Source organism: Bacillus sp. 11C, from assembly GCF_055486375.1.
Window position 1 is genome coordinate 200,559 of the sequence record NZ_JBUPVZ010000001.1, and the last position, 14,498, is coordinate 215,056.

Annotated in this window: 14 protein-coding genes and 1 other annotated feature; of the genes, 3 read left to right on the forward strand and 11 right to left on the reverse strand. The window is 45.4% G+C overall.

Going from position 1 to position 14,498, the window contains the following annotated elements; translation table 11 throughout:
- Window positions 1–30 precede the first annotated feature (30 nt).
- Window positions 31–259 (reverse strand) — a binding site (T-box leader).
- A 111-nt stretch (window positions 260–370) separates the two neighbouring features.
- The 3 genes from ACY3LV_RS01025 to ACY3LV_RS01035 form a co-directional block, all read right to left on the reverse strand.
- Window positions 371–871 (reverse strand): YwgA family protein, encoded by a 501-nt coding sequence (locus ACY3LV_RS01025; RefSeq protein WP_087992757.1) that lies wholly within the window; start codon window positions 869–871, stop codon window positions 371–373.
- A gap of 35 nt (window positions 872–906) precedes the next feature.
- Complete coding sequence (locus ACY3LV_RS01030; RefSeq protein ID WP_148963435.1) at window positions 907–2,208, reverse strand: HD domain-containing protein; 1,302 nt, start codon at window positions 2,206–2,208, stop codon at window positions 907–909.
- A gap of 160 nt (window positions 2,209–2,368) precedes the next feature.
- Window positions 2,369–2,593, reverse strand: coding sequence for a YuzB family protein (locus tag ACY3LV_RS01035; protein WP_087992758.1), 225 nt, complete (start codon window positions 2,591–2,593; stop codon window positions 2,369–2,371).
- A gap of 213 nt (window positions 2,594–2,806) precedes the next feature.
- Between ACY3LV_RS01035 and rsfA the strand changes: the two genes are divergently transcribed.
- Entirely contained in the window at window positions 2,807–3,586 is a 780-nt protein-coding gene (gene rsfA / locus ACY3LV_RS01040) for a prespore-specific transcription regulator RsfA (RefSeq protein ID WP_333561623.1), read from the forward strand.
- 143 nt (window positions 3,587–3,729) lie between these two features.
- Here the strand turns inward: rsfA and ACY3LV_RS01045 are convergent, their stop codons facing one another.
- From ACY3LV_RS01045 to pta, 4 genes are all read right to left on the reverse strand, one after another.
- A complete protein-coding gene (locus tag ACY3LV_RS01045; RefSeq protein ID WP_464863214.1) occupies window positions 3,730–4,620 on the reverse strand; it encodes a carboxylate/amino acid/amine transporter in 891 nt (296 codons plus the stop codon).
- A gap of 170 nt (window positions 4,621–4,790) precedes the next feature.
- Window positions 4,791–5,636: an octanoyl-[GcvH]:protein N-octanoyltransferase gene (gene ywfL, locus ACY3LV_RS01050; protein ID WP_464863215.1), complete on the reverse strand. Its 846-nt coding sequence runs from the start codon at window positions 5,634–5,636 to the stop codon at window positions 4,791–4,793.
- A 47-nt stretch (window positions 5,637–5,683) separates the two neighbouring features.
- Complete coding sequence (gene cysL / locus ACY3LV_RS01055) at window positions 5,684–6,583, reverse strand: cysJI operon transcriptional regulator CysL (RefSeq protein WP_087992762.1); 900 nt, start codon at window positions 6,581–6,583, stop codon at window positions 5,684–5,686.
- Between the two features lie 144 nt (window positions 6,584–6,727).
- On the reverse strand, window positions 6,728–7,699 hold the full coding sequence (gene pta, locus ACY3LV_RS01060; protein ID WP_464863216.1) for a phosphate acetyltransferase: 972 nt from the start codon (window positions 7,697–7,699) through the stop codon (window positions 6,728–6,730).
- A 269-nt stretch (window positions 7,700–7,968) separates the two neighbouring features.
- Here pta and hemQ point away from each other — a divergent pair, with 269 nt between their 5' ends.
- Entirely contained in the window at window positions 7,969–8,733 is a 765-nt protein-coding gene (gene hemQ / locus ACY3LV_RS01065) for a hydrogen peroxide-dependent heme synthase (protein ID WP_464863217.1), read from the forward strand.
- Window positions 8,734–8,866: 133 nt separating this feature from the next.
- Window positions 8,867–9,646 (forward strand): NADPH-dependent reductase BacG, encoded by a 780-nt coding sequence (bacG, locus tag ACY3LV_RS01070; protein WP_464863219.1) that lies wholly within the window; start codon window positions 8,867–8,869, stop codon window positions 9,644–9,646.
- 271 nt (window positions 9,647–9,917) lie between these two features.
- Here bacG and bacF read toward each other — a convergent pair whose 3' ends face one another.
- From bacF to bacC, 4 genes are read right to left on the reverse strand one after another with little or no spacing between them, the layout of a single operon-like run.
- Window positions 9,918–11,117 carry a transaminase BacF gene (gene bacF / locus ACY3LV_RS01075; RefSeq protein WP_148963428.1) on the reverse strand — a complete coding sequence of 400 codons (1,200 nt, stop codon included), beginning with the start codon at window positions 11,115–11,117 and terminating at the stop codon, window positions 9,918–9,920.
- Window positions 11,118–12,302 (reverse strand): bacilysin exporter BacE, encoded by a 1,185-nt coding sequence (gene bacE / locus ACY3LV_RS01080; protein WP_148963427.1) that lies wholly within the window; start codon window positions 12,300–12,302, stop codon window positions 11,118–11,120.
- Window positions 12,299–13,717 (reverse strand): alanine--anticapsin ligase, encoded by a 1,419-nt coding sequence (bacD, locus tag ACY3LV_RS01085; protein WP_464863220.1) that lies wholly within the window; start codon window positions 13,715–13,717, stop codon window positions 12,299–12,301. Before bacD ends, bacE begins: the two co-directional genes overlap by 4 nt.
- An 18-nt stretch (window positions 13,718–13,735) precedes the next feature.
- Window positions 13,736–14,497 carry a dihydroanticapsin 7-dehydrogenase gene (bacC, locus tag ACY3LV_RS01090; protein WP_464863221.1) on the reverse strand — a complete coding sequence of 254 codons (762 nt, stop codon included), beginning with the start codon at window positions 14,495–14,497 and terminating at the stop codon, window positions 13,736–13,738.
- Between the last annotated feature and the right edge of the window lies 1 nt (window position 14,498).

Consider the following 14,498-nt stretch of genomic DNA (forward strand, 5'->3'; position numbering starts at 1 on the left):
ATTCATATAAAAAAACACATTCATCCCTATAAAAGGGACGAATGTGTTTATCATCCGTGGTTCCACCCAAATTCCCGATCAACACACATGGTGTATCGGCTTTAAGATGCTGTAACGCAGCATGACGGTATCAGATACTTGATTTCTCCGATACGGCTCAAAGGCGGTAAGCTGCTTTCCCTGCGTTAGGAAGATCTCAGCTGTTCTTCCTTCTCTGGAAACCGTAAAAAGCATCTCATGTCCTTATCAGTGCCTGTATACATTACTGATTGTTTAATGATTTCATATATTTTACAATAGATTTCTTTAAACAGCAATCTTTTTTGTTAAAAAAAGCAAAAGAAACGTTTCATTCTTTTGCTTTGTATGGTTAACAAATCTGCTTCAATTCCTCTATGTATTGAAGCGCTTCGTCATATTCTTCATTCGTATATTTTTGCTTGCTTTTGATTGTAAAGACTTTTTCTTTCTTTTCCTCGGCCTCAAGCCCGTCAAAGTAAAGGATCGTGGAAACCAGCTCTAAAAACCGCGATGAACGGCTGTTCACACTGTCGATATAGCCCTTAATGTCTGGCATATCCAGATCAGCATGGTCTAAAAATGCGGAGCCTGTCTCAGTCAGCGAATAACGGTATTGAAAGTAGCCGCCTTTTTTTTCCTTTACCTCATGCAGAAATCCAAGGTTGCACAGCTCTTCAATCTGGAGCGTCAGTTCCTCTGAATACGGTCCGTAAAAGTGAAAATCATATTTCTCATAGAAAGGAAACTGCATTTTTTTTGCGATGTAAATCATTTTCTGCATCTTCTTCCGCCCGATGATTTCTCCAGAATCCGAGAACACCTTCATCAGTTTTGCATGTTCTTTCAACAAATTCCCGACATCTCCTTTTTCCTTCTTTCCAATTTCTATGTCAGTCCCAGCAGCTGCCGGATTTTCATTTTCGCTTCCGGGTGTTCAGAGCCGTCACAAATCAGGTCCTTCGGATAGTACAGCTTGTGGTCCGTCCGCCGTTTTCCGGAGATGGATTCCACGATAGCCGACTGTCTGGACAGCTCTTTAATTTGGCCGTTTTGCGTCAAGAGATGGATCGGCAGACGCTCCTCTTCCTCTCCAGGACGGTAAAAATCATATGGAAGATCGGAAGAAGAATCAACGACCAAATAATAGCTCGGATCGATTCCCGCCTCTTTGAACAATGAAGTCAGCTCAAAATAAGCCGACATTTCTTCATTCGGATTGAATTCAACGTATTGGAACAGCTGGCGGTTAATGAATCTGCGGCACAAATCGGATAAAATCGCGTCTTCTTCATCCTCCCAAGCCTGGAAGTAATACAAAATAATAGATTCATCCAGCTTCACATAATCCTCCAGTGTCAATTTCCCTTCAAAAATAGAATAGAAATGAACCGGGGCGTGAGTGAAGACATAGCCTTCATCGTGCAGCTGCTTCGCCCTGTGAAGAATCTTCGTTAAAATAACCTCTGCGCTTCTTGTCACAGGATGGAAATACACCTGCCAGTACATTTGGTAGCGGCTCATGATATAGTCTTCGACAGCGTGCATCCCGCTTTCTTTAATGACAATCTGGTCCTCGCGCGGGCGCATCACCCGAAGAATCCGCTCCATATCAAAATGGCCGTAGCTGACGCCCGTATAATAAGCGTCGCGCTGCAGGTAATCCATGCGGTCTGCGTCAATCTGACTCGAAATCAGGCTGACCACTTGCTTGTTTTTATATGTTTTGGCAATGACTTCAGCAACATCCTGCGGGAAACGCGGGCTCACCTTTCTGAGCACCTGATTGACCTCTGTGTCTCCCAAAATGATATCTCTTGTAAAATCTTCGTGGTCAAGGTGAAAGACTTTTTCAAATGAATGCGAGAATGGTCCGTGCCCGAGATCATGAAGCAGCGCCGCGGCCAAACAGAGTTCGCGCTCACTGTCATCCCATTCATGGCGGCCTTTAAAGACGTCATCAACCATTCTCCTGACAATTTCATAGACACCGAGAGAATGGTTGAACCGGCTGTGCTCAGCGCCATGGAACGTCAAATACGTCGTGCCGAGCTGCTTAATTCTGCGGAGACGCTGAAATTCGCGGGTTCCGATCAAATCCCATATCAGCTTGTCCCGAACATGAACATAGCGGTGCACCGGATCTTTAAACACTTTTTCTTCTGATAATTTTCCATTTGGATACGCCATCGTCATTCCCTCTTTTTTTTAGCCGTGTTTCTATTATATCGACTCTATTCTTTGAAAACATCCTTGAATTTGCCCGTCGATTTGTTCCATCTTCACGAAAAACAGATCTTGTGAAGCAAAAAAGCCTGACCTGAGGGCCGAGGCTATGAAAAATATGTTTTTACTTTTTTATTTTCTTTTGTACTTTGTCAATCAGCTCATCCTCTGTCGGAGCTGACAGCGGGCGATTGTTCACAAAAGCAAATGATTTTTTCCGTCCGGGCCCGCAATAAGATTGGCACCCTACCTCAACCTTTGCGTCCGGGTCCACTTCTTTTAAACGCGGCAGCAATGTTTTGATATTAGTGGCTTGGCAATCATCACACACTCGAAATTCATTAGCCATGACGTACGCTTCCCTTCATTTCTATGTTCATCTATGTGAATAAACCTAAAATCGCTTTTCAAAAAAATCACATCACTCTTCATTTTACAAGGATTCGACTGTTCCTGCAAGCTGCTCCAACCTTCGTATCTTCTATTCTTTCAGCCAATTTGTATAAATATTTTCCAAACTGGACATTCTAATACCATGAAAAGAAAATGGGAGTTGAGATAAATGACAAAACAGCGACAAGACGCTTGGTCAAAAGAAGATGATCTGCTTTTAGCCGAAACAGTGCTTCGGCATGTGAGGGAGGGCAGCACTCAGCTGAACGCCTTTGAAGAAGTCGGAGATCAATTAAACCGGACCTCCGCAGCCTGCGGATTCAGATGGAACGCGGTCGTCCGTCATCAATATGAAAAAGCGCTTCAGCTTGCGAAAAAACAGCGAAAACAGCGGATGAGAGCGCTCGGAAACGGGCAGCCTGCGAAAAAAAGGCTATTATATCAGCCTCCCGCGGTTGATCCTGAAATCATTCAAGAAACCGATGCAGAGGAGACGGTTAAAACGGACGCGCCATCAGCCGAAAATGAGCAGCAGCCTTTAATGTCAGGCGAACACATGCCTTTTGTCGATGAAAGCTTTAAGGAAGAGTTAGCTAGTCTATCACACTTATTGTCTCCTCAAACGCCTGCAGCTGCGCCTGAGATGACGATGAATGATGTGATCCGCTTCCTGCAGAATTATGAAGGAAATAACGAGCAGTCATCGGCATTAAGAATGGAAAATGAACGTTTAAAGAAAGAAAATCAGGAATTGCAAAGCAAAACGGAACAGCTTGAGGCAGAAGTTCAAAAGCTTGAAAAAGATCAAAAAACGATCCAAGAAGATTACGAAACCTTAGTGAAAATTATGAATAGAGCCAGAAAACTAGTTTTATTTGAAGAAGATGAACATGCATCTCCATCCTTCAAAATGGACCGGAACGGCAATTTAGAAAAAATGGCAGAATAAGTTGGAAAAATCCCAAAACAGCAGATGGTTTTGGGATTTTCGCCATGTGCAAAATCTCCTTTTCCATTGAGAAAAGAGGATTTAATCATTTTGCAGCTGGCTCCGCTATTCTTGTAAAATGAGGCCAAGCTTATGTGAATCTATTAAGACATGTGAACTGCCTCGGCCGTTTTTTGTTTTCGAGGCGAAGCGGAGATGACCAGAAGCCCGAGCATCAAAAGGGCAATGCCGAACCAAGAGGAGAGTGAAAGCATTTCCCCTATGAAAAACACGCCCAGCAATGAGGCCGTCAGCGGTTCAGCTAAAGACAGCGTGACCGCCGCCGAGGCCGGAACCCCGGTAAGGCCTTTCACAAACAAAAAGTATGCGGCGCACGTTGCAATTAACCCAATGTAAAGGCTCGTTCCTAGCCCTCTCGGGGTCAGTATCCACGAGATATCCGACTGCCATAAAAGCGGCGTCAGCAAGATGGCGCTGATCATAAAAACAACGGCGGAAGTTGCTAGCGGAGGCTGGTTTTTCACCATCGCTTTACTGATGAGCGTATAGCCAGCAAAAGAAGCACCCGCTCCAAGGGCCATAAGAACACCAGCCACATCAATCCGAACATTGGAACCGTCGGAAAACAGAAGCCAGCAGCCTGATAAAGCCAGCACGGTCGCGATCCACCAGGCGTTTCGCGGGCGTTTTTTCAAAGCGGCCCACTCCAGGCTTCCGGCAATGATAGGCGCACTGCCGATCGCAATCACAGTTCCTACAGCAATTCCCGTTTCTTTAACGGCAGTAAAAAACAGCGGCTGGTAACACGCCATACAAACCGCTGCTGATAACACGAGCGGCCATGACCAATTTTTCACGTGAAGCTCCCGTCTGATCCAAACCGCAAGCAGCATGGCACTTCCTCCTATTAATAAGCGGAACGCTCCGAATGTCAGCGGTGTGGAGCTTTCTGGAGCCATCGCCTGAACGGTTCCCGTGGTTCCCCAGAAAAAAGCCGCAATCAGTACAAACAGGCTGTAAACATTCCCTTTCACCTGCCCTCTCCCCTTTGTATATGGATGCTGATCTCATTTTATCGTTTTTCTTTTGGTCATGGTTATCTGCATGTAAGAATGATTTATCTGAAAACAAGATGATTGGGGATAAAATGCCGCTTGAAATAAAAAATGCATGCCGGCCGATACGGCTGGCATGCGAAGAACATTCACCCAAATACCTTTGCATTCCGCTCAGTCATCCGGACGAGGTTTTTCTCAAATTCCATTTCCTCATCAACGGACAGTCCGGCTGAGTAAAGGTGTGTGCTTAACGCTTTTAATTCCGTCAGTAAAGCGAACATTAACTCTTGTACGGAAATGTCTGTTTGCAGAAGCTCGCTTAAGGACGCCATCGTTTCCGGACGTATCTCCGGATAGACGCCTTTTTTATCATTTCGTTTGTCCTTCAGCGCCGCTTGGTAGAACCTTCTGATCAAATCGGCTCTTTCACTGCCGCTTTTATCCGCGCAAAGATAAATCTGAACAGCGACTCCGCCGCGAACGCGTCTTTGAGAGATGCCGGCGAATTTTTTGCCATTTATGCTGAGGTCATAGCTGCCGGGACAATATGATCCTTCAATTTCATAGGCTTCGATCTTTGCGTTGTATGGGTTTAGCACCCGTCTCATCAGCTCAACCATCGCTTCATATCCTTTGTCTATATCGATGCCTTTCTTTTCGTCCTCGAATATGAGAGAGATATTTAAAACGCCTTCGTCCAAAACGACTGCCAGACCGCCGGAATTGCGTACGATCACACGGTACCCTTCGTTCTCCAGCAGAGCGATGCCATCCTGCAAAAACGGCAGGCGCGTATCCTGTATTCCAAGGACAATCGTATTATGGTGCACCCATGAGCGCGTTGTCGCCGGCGACACGCCTTTTCCGACGGACATGCACAGCGTATCATCTATTGCGAAGGACTGCTTCGCATCAAATAAAGGGCCGAGACTGGATTGGTCAATGATTCTCCATGTCGGCTGCATCAGTAAATCAATCGGTTGGTTTGCCATCTATGTAAAACCCTTTCATGTTAGGCTTATGAACGAAAACTATTATATCATTTCAGCCGCTGTGATTGATAATTGCTTTTCAGCATCGTAATAAAAATTTCCTTATTTTTCGTATTCTCCATGAGAGGAGAATGAATATAAGACAGCTTGCGCTTTAATGAGAGATCTTTCATATGGAGAATGGAAATTTCTCGATGGATCAAATCCTTATGCAGTACGCTTCTGGATAAAACCGACAGGCCCATGCCGCTGATCACCGCTTCTTTTACCCCTTGATTGCTGCTGATGGTGAACATCGACTTCGGCCGCAGCCCGTTTGAGCTGAGCACATGATCGAGATACTCTCTTGTCCCGGAGCCCTTCTCTCTTGTCACCCATGCTTCGTTTTGCAAATCGCTGATTGAAATATCTCTCCGTCCGGCCAACGGGTGCTGATTCGGCGCGGCAATGCACATTTCATCCTCCATGAACGGTTCAATTTCCAGTTCATTCTCGTTTGTATGTCCTTCAATCAGTCCGATATCAGCCTGAAGCATCCGCACACGTTCGCTGACCTCCTCTGTATTGCCAATCATGACATCGAGGTTCAGCTCTGGATACAACTTTTGCAGCTGTGCCAGAAGCGGCGGAAGAATATACTCTCCGATCGTAAAGCTGGCAGCTATTTTCAATTCGCCTTTCACATAATGGTGATGCGCATAGATTTCGGCCTTGGCTTGCTCGTAGAGAAATACCATTTGCTTTGCTCTTTGATACAAAATGTCTCCTGTCGGCGTTGTCGTAAAGTGTTTTGGCGACCGGTTCAGGAGGGCCGTTTGAAATTCTTTCTCAAGATTTTTGATATGCAGGCTGACGCTGGGCTGGGAGATCATCAGCTTTTCCGCCGCTTTTGTGAAGTTTTTTTCTTCTACTACCGCTATAAACGTTTTCAGTACGTCGTAATACAAAAACCCCACCCCTGTCATTAATAAAATATATAGTTATGATCAGTTTTCTTTATTGTACTCATATCATCTGTCTTGGTAAAGAAGGCTATGCGAAGGCGCAAAAAAAGCAGCCCTCCGGGAGAGAGCTGCCATCGTCTTCATTTATTACAGTGCTTGTACAGCTGTAATTAATGCGAGGTTGTAAACATCTTCAGCGTTACATCCTCTTGAAAGGTCGTTTACAGGCATATTTAAGCCTTGCAGAATTGGCCCTACCGCTTCAAAGTTGCCCAAACGCTGAGCGATTTTATAGCCGATGTTGCCTGCTTCAAGACTTGGGAATACGAATACGTTAGCGTCCCCTTTGATCTCGGAATCCGGCGCTTTTTTCTCAGCAACAGATGGAACAAATGCGGCATCAAATTGGAATTCGCCGTCAAGTGTCAGCTCAGGCGCTTTTTCTTTGGCGATTTTCACAGCATCCGCTACTTTTTCTGTTTCATCAGATTTAGCTGAGCCTTTTGTAGAGAAGCTGAGCATTGCCACGCGAGGCTCAATGTCGAACATTTTTGCCGTATTGGCACTTTCGATCGCAATTTCGGCAAGATCTTGGCTGTCAGGCGCAATGTTGATCGCGCAATCCGCGAATACGTATTGCTCTTCTCCGCGAGCCATGATGAAGACGCCGGAAGTCTTTTTCACGCCTTCTTTTGTTTTGATGATTTGAAGAGCCGGGCGGACAGTGTCGGCTGTTGAATGAGCCGCTCCGCTAACAAGTCCGTGTGCAAGCCCTTGGTACACCAGCATTGTACCGAAGTAGTTCTCGTCTAATAACGCTTTTCGAGCCTGTTCTTCTGTCGCTTTGCCTTTACGGCGTTCTGCGAATGCTTGTACAAGGTCTTCCATGCCTTCATATGTATGTGGATCATAAATCTGAACGCCATCCAGCGCCAGGTTCAGTTCTTTCGCTTTTGCTTGAATTTCATTTTCATTGCCGACCACAATCGGATTCAGCACCTTGTTTCCTGCAAGCTTGCTGACAGCTTCTAAAATACGCTCGTCTAAACCTTCAGGAAATACAATTTTAACGTCTTTTCCAGCTACTTTTTCTTGCACTGTTGAAAATAAATCTGCCACAATAAAACCTCCTCAAAAAGTTACAAAAACGCTTTCTTTTACTAGCATACTCTTCTTCCAACCAAATTCAAACAGCCAACTTTCATTATAGCGCTTTCACAAAAAAATCTTATTTTTCTAACTAATTTAAGTGACTCATTTTCCCCTTATAGTTTCTCTAATTTTTATGGAGTTATACAAAAGGGATGTTCAAGGTTTCTCCACAGTAGAATCGGATAAACTATGGTATAGTGAAGGCAATCATGAAAAGGTAATAGGAGTGAAGATAAATGAGTGAACAGCAAATGACGAATGAAGCGGCCAAAACGCTTGACGGCTGGTATGCGCTTCATGATTTCCGCACAATGGACTGGACTTCCTGGAAGCTGCTGTCCAGTGATGAGCGCCAATCTATTATACATGAATTCACAGGATTGCTTGAAAAATGGGGCGTGGCTCAAAAAGAAGGAAAAGGGTCACAAGCGCTTTACAGCATCGTCGGCCAAAAAGCTGATTTTATGCTGATGATTCTTCGTCCTACAATGGAAGAATTAAATGAAATTGAGCTCGAATTCAACAAATCAAGACTTGCTGAGTTCACTATTCCGGCTTACTCCTACGTATCAGTGGTAGAGCTGAGCAACTACTTGGCAAGCGGCGACGGCGACCCTTACGAAAATCCGCACGTGCGTGCGCGCCTTTACCCTGAACTGCCGAAATTTAAATATGTATGCTTCTATCCAATGGATAAAAGAAGATCCGGCAACGACAACTGGTACATGCTTTCAATGGAAGAACGCAGAAACTTGATGAGAAGCCACGGCTTAATCGGCCGCAGCTATGCAGGCAAAGTCAAACAAATCATCACCGGCTCCGTCGGCTTTGACGATTACGAGTGGGGCGTTACCTTATTCAGTGATGATGTGCTTCAATTCAAAAAGCTTGTGTATGAAATGCGTTTTGACGAAGTCAGTGCCCGCTACGGCGAATTCGGTTCATTCTTTGTCGGCAATCGCCTTTCGCTTGAGACACTTCCTCAATTCCTATATGTATAATATCTGTTCCCGCCCTAGACGGCGGGAGTTTTTTTGATTTCTATTTATCAGAATTTAAATAAAATTTGCTATTTTCTCTGTTTTTTCTTACGATGTAGTTAATAATCCAATTTTTTCAAAGGGGTGCAGTTATTTGTCAAAACGAACCGCATTTATTATGGGAGCCAGTCAAGGGATCGGAAAAGCAATCGCTCTGAAATTAGCAGAACAGCAATTTTCCGTCGTCATTAATTCGCGAAACTTGGATAATATTGAACCTGTCAAAGAAAACATTTTGGCCAAACATCCTGAAGCGAGTGTCATTGTTTTGGCGGGTGATATGTCTGACCAGCATACGAGAGCCGGCATTTTCCAAAAAATCGAATCTCAATGCGGACGGCTTGATGTTCTGATTAATAATATTCCGGGCGGCGCGCCTGACACATTTGACAACTGTCATATAGAGGATATGACAGCCACGTTCACACAGAAAACCGTCGCTTATATTGACGCGATCAAGCGTGCCTCCTCACTGATGAAGCAAAACGAGTTTGGCAGAATCATCAACATTGTCGGAAATTTATGGAAAGAACCCGGCACCAATATGTTCACAAACAGTATGTTGAATGCCGCTCTAATTAACGCCAGTAAAAATATTTCCATCCAGCTTGCTCCTCACAACATTACTGTCAACTGCCTGAATCCTGGTTTTATCGCTACAGACCGTTACCATCAATTTGTGGAAAATGTAATGAAAAAGAACAGCATATCCAAACGGGAAGCAGAAGAACAGATTGCTTCCGGAATTCCGATGAAACGTGTCGGATCAGCAGAAGAAACCGCAGCGCTCGCCGCGTTTCTCGCATCTGAGGAAGCCTCCTATATCACCGGACAGCAAATTTCCGCGGACGGAGGCAGCATGAAAAGCATATAAAAAATCCCGCTTTTTAGCGGGATACCAGATTGTTGACAAAATCCTAAAACGACTTTCGTTTTAGGATTTTGTCATCTTTTTAGCATGATTGAAAACCTTTGAAGTCTAGGAAGGGCGAGCATTGGAGCAGACTTTCACAGGATGTGATGACGGCGGCGTTTAGGCAGGACGCCTAAGCATTTAGCCGCCGTTCCTTTCGTCATTCGTGAGCACCGATGCGCAAGCCTGACAACGAATGCGAGGATTTGCCGACACGCTGAAATCCCGCTGTTTAGCGGGATACTTCTTGTAATGATGCAAACGGCAGGTTCAGCTTTTGAATCCGCATGACAAATTCCCGCAGATCCTCCTGCTTTGACACCATTGATATTCTGACATGCCTTTTTCCGTTGCTTCCGAATATTTCGCCCGGTGTGACAACGACATGGGCATGCTCCAACAAGTAATCAGAGAATTGGTGAGATGTCTCAAACATTTTCGGAATCTCAGCCCATACGTAAAATGTTCCTTTTGGCTTTTCCATCTTCCAGCCCAATTCCTTTTCACACAGCTCCGTAAAAAAGTCAATTCGTTCCTCGTAGATTCTTTTCAAGGATTCCGTTTGCTCAGGATCTCCTGATAGCGCCGCGCTTGCCGCCTGCTGCAGCCCGCCGAACATGCCGACAAATACATGATCCTGAAATTCATTGACAGCCTGAATGATCTTTTCATTCCCGACCGCAAACGCCATTCTCCAGCCGGCCATGTTAAATGTTTTTGAAAATGAATAAAGCTCTGCCCCGACTGCTTTGGCATCTTCTGCCCCTAGAAAGCTGGCCGGTTTGTTATCAAATTCAAACGCTCCGTACGCAAAATCATGGATTAAGTGGATCTTGTGCTCCTTCGCAAAAGCAGCCGCTTTTGCATAAAAAGCCGCATCGGCTACGGCTCCCGTCGGGTTATTCGGATAGTTTAAAAACATGAGCTTCGCTTTTTTCAGCACGGCGGGGTTGATCTTTTCAAAATCGGGCAGATAGCCATTTTCCTCATACAGCGGCATTTCGTGCAGCTCAGCTCGCGCCATCGCAATCCCTGACATGTATTCAGGATAGCCCGGGTTCGGAACCAAAGCGATGTCTCCCGGATTGAGCAGGCATTGTGTCAGCACATACAAGCCGGCTTTCCCGCCGCCGAAGAGCGCAACTTCCGTTTCAGGATTGATTGAGACTCCGTATTCTCTTTTATAGAAAGCAGCGATAGCTTCCTTCAAAAAAGGATAGCCTCTGAATGGGCCGTATCCGTGAAACGACGGATTCAGAGACGCCTCCCGCAAAGCCTCCACAATATGAGGCGGAGTGGGAAGATCAGGGTTTCCCTGTCCGAGATTAATGATATGGGCCCCCGTTTTTTCCAATTCCTTCACCTTTTGAAAAACGAGCGAAAACTCTTGCCTTGGAAGTGTCTTGATGACGTCGGACGGTGTTATTTCCATCTAATAGACTCCTTTTTGCTCCGTTTTGTTATCCCGTTCCAAAAACGATTTGTTGACGAGCTTCGTATGCAAAAACAATCCGCTTACCATAACAACAATCAGCCCCATAATGACCGGAGCGCTGAAAACATTGATTAACATCGAACCAACAGAAATGCATAATCCGATAGACGCTTCCGCCACCGAAAAAATGCGCCCCTGAATCTGGTTTACCGCATTCTCCTGAACCTTTACCTTTGCAAGCACTTCCCCGTATTCCATCGCGATGAAAAAGAGGATTGCGGCGATGACAGAGACAGCGAAAATCGGCGTGAATAAAAACAGCGCCAGCGAGACAATGGATAGTACGGTAAAGTACGTCAGGCCTCTATTGTTGTTAAAACCCCACTTGCTGACAAGCGCCGCTCCAATGAAGCCGCCGAAGCCGATGCAGAATGTGAGAATAAAGTTGCCGATTTCACCGTCACCCAAAAAGCGGCTGACAATCGGAAAATAGCTGTACACAATCCCCCATAGCAAAGCCATCGTAATCATTGTAAACATAGCATTTAACACGAAGGAATTTGTTTTGATTTCCTTGAGCCCTTCTTTAAAAGACTGAAAGGCCTCTTTTATGTTTTCAGATTGAATCGGGACGAATTGCAGCTTGATGCGGCTGATAAATAATGCCGAAATCAGGTATGTCACACCGTTAAAGGCTACAGCAAGCTCTACAGAACCGCCTAACAGAAAAAGCCCTCCGGCAGCCGCTCCGACGATGATAGAGATGGTCGTCGCTTTTGCGAATAACGTGTTGATGCTTTTAATATCTGATTCCAATGATGACATGACAGCGAGACGGGCCGGATTAAAAAACACGCCGCTTCCATAAGAAATAAACAGAAGGGCCAGAAAAATCAGCGGATACTCGCCTTTTGGAAGAAATATGAGCCCCAAAAAGATCAAACCCCTGATGATATCCGTCCACAGCATGATCTTAATTCTGTCTAACCGGTCGACCAGAACCCCCAAAAACGGCTGGAACACCATCGGAATGCTTCTGACCACGATAACCCCCGACGTCACCCAATAGTCGTGATAATATGTAGACAAAATGAGCAGGGCCGGGAGAACACAATAGTCTCCCATAAACGATAGCGCCTGCCCGTAAAGCAAGTATTTAGAGTTGGGCTTCAACTGTTTCATACTGGCAGCACATACTTTGCCGTCAGCTTCGCATACAGCTGAATTTGTCTGATTGAATCAGCCACATCCTGTGAATTGCTGCCTCTCAGTTCAAAGACAACAATGGAATTGAAGGCTTCAAACAGTGTCAAATCAACTGATGTGCCTGGTGCCGCAGCCGAAAAAGAAACGATTTCTGTATCACCTTTCAATAGCCCGTCCGGAATATCGATCGCTTCGATCACCAAATCCTCTGCAGTTTCAGGAATCTGGCCATTTTGTTTGAAATGCTGAGGGTACAAATGGCAGTCAGCGACATAGTAAGGCTCTTGATCCAGTAATCCGTTCGGCAGATCAGCGTCTTTTCCGAAACAGAGAACATCTAATAATAATTGCGCCATATCAAGACCGAAAACCTTTTTAATGTTAGGAATCATATTCCATCCGGCGAATCTTGCCGCTGACTCTATTAAACCCGGTTCTCTGTTTTTCATTAGCTTGATTTCTGTATGTGTTGCGCAATTCTGCAGTCCAAGCCCTTCATTTGCCTTTTTGGCGGCTTCGACAATTTTCTTTTTCGCCTCTTCATCCAGAATGGACGGCGTAATATGTGATGTTTCTGTAAATCCGATTTGCGGCGTTTTGTCATGAATGGCGATCGGGAAATACTCACCGTCCGCCATGATGCCTTCTATGCTGATATAGTCGGAGTAGCCTTCTGTTTGATACCAGTCTCCGTACTCACCCTGTAAAAATTCTTCAGCAATAAACGGCGCTTCAAATGTGACCGCCTTCGGCACATTAATCGATTTCAGGTAGTCATTGACTCTGTTAAATTCAGCTTCTGCCGTCTCAGTGTCCGTAATCAGCGTTACGCCGATTGAACTCGCTAAGTATGTAGGCTTTAAAATAAAGGGTGTGCCGATCTCTTCAAGTGCGGCACGGAAATCTTCAAGAGTTGTGACCCGTTTGTTTTTGATCGATTTAACTCCCGCTTTATTAAAAGCGTCTCTCATTTTATTTTTATCTCTGGCATTTTCGGCAGCCTGCACTCCGGCGCCCCTTAGGCCCAGACGTTCACAAGCTTTCGCCATCGGGGCAATGAATAATTCATTGTTTGTGGTGATGGCATCCGCTCCAAACATTTCGGCAACCTTGACGATTTGTTCGACGACCTCTTCTTCAGGCTTGTCATGATCCTCATGCGCCCAATAAATTGAATCGGGATGCTCAAAATCAGCTAAGCTCTGAAAATAGTCTTTATCTTTTATAACCGCGACCGAGTATTTTTCAATCAGTGCTGCATGAGAGGCTGTAATTGCAAAAGGCCTTGGAATAAAGCTGACCAGATTATACTTTTCAGCAGCGCTTTTATAAAACATGTGCGGCGGGCAGCCTCCAAGATCAGCGATGACCAATACTGTTTTTCTCTCCATATGTAAAACACTCCTTCTCTATTGTGCGGTGTATCCTCCGTCTGCGGTGAGGGCGCTTCCGGTCATATAGCTTGATAAATCTGAGGCTAAAAACAGCATCACGTTTGCGATTTCTTCGGGTTTCCCGAGCCTCAGCAGCGGATTTACCTTTGCCTTTTCTTTTTTGATCTCTTCAAGTGTGCCTTCATTATTTTCAAGGAATGATTTTTCATTTAGCGGTGTGTCGATAATCCCCGGGCATACGCAGTTGACGCGAATTTGATGTTTCGCATAATCAACGGCCATTGACCGCGTCAGCTGCAAAACGCCTCCTTTGCTGGCGTTATAGGCAGGAATATCAGGCCATGCCACGAGTCCGCCGACTGAGCATGTATTAATGATGTTGCCCTTGCCGGCAGCCAGCATATGCTTGAGTGCGTACTTGCTCATTAAAAACGTGCCGGTCAAATTGACTTGAAGCACCTTATTCCAATCGCTGAGCCCCATTTCGTGAATGGGAGCCACGATTTCAATTCCCGCGTTATTAATCAATACATCCAACCCTCCAAATGTATCGACCGCCGATTGAACAGCGTGCTGACAGGCAGCTTCGTCTGTGATGTCCGTTTGCACAAAGTGCAGCCTGTCATGATTTTCTTTCCGGACCATTGCTTCTCCCTGCGCCTCGTCAATATCCGCCACAACCACATTGGCCTGCTGGCTCAGAAAAGCCTGAACCGCAGCATAACCAATGCCTGATGCGCCTCCTGTTATAAGGACGGTTTTATCGGTGAGGTTCATG

Excerpts from the sequence above, each read along its gene's own strand:
- ACY3LV_RS01030 (WP_148963435.1), bottom strand. The coding sequence starts at position 2,208 with ATGGCGTATCCAAATGGAAAATTATCAGAAGAAAAAGTGTTTAAAGAT.
- ACY3LV_RS01035 (WP_087992758.1), bottom strand. The coding sequence starts at position 2,593 with ATGGCTAATGAATTTCGAGTGTGTGATGATTGCCAAGCCACTAATATC.
- rsfA (WP_333561623.1), top strand. The coding sequence starts at position 2,807 with ATGACAAAACAGCGACAAGACGCTTGGTCAAAAGAAGATGATCTGCTT.
- ywfL (WP_464863215.1), bottom strand. The coding sequence starts at position 5,636 with ATGGCAAACCAACCGATTGATTTACTGATGCAGCCGACATGGAGAATC.
- hemQ (WP_464863217.1), top strand. The coding sequence starts at position 7,969 with ATGAGTGAACAGCAAATGACGAATGAAGCGGCCAAAACGCTTGACGGC.
- bacF (WP_148963428.1), bottom strand. The coding sequence starts at position 11,117 with ATGGAAATAACACCGTCCGACGTCATCAAGACACTTCCAAGGCAAGAG.
- bacE (WP_148963427.1), bottom strand. The coding sequence starts at position 12,302 with ATGAAACAGTTGAAGCCCAACTCTAAATACTTGCTTTACGGGCAGGCG.
- bacD (WP_464863220.1), bottom strand. The coding sequence starts at position 13,717 with ATGGAGAGAAAAACAGTATTGGTCATCGCTGATCTTGGAGGCTGCCCG.
- bacC (WP_464863221.1), bottom strand. The coding sequence starts at position 14,497 with ATGAACCTCACCGATAAAACCGTCCTTATAACAGGAGGCGCATCAGGC.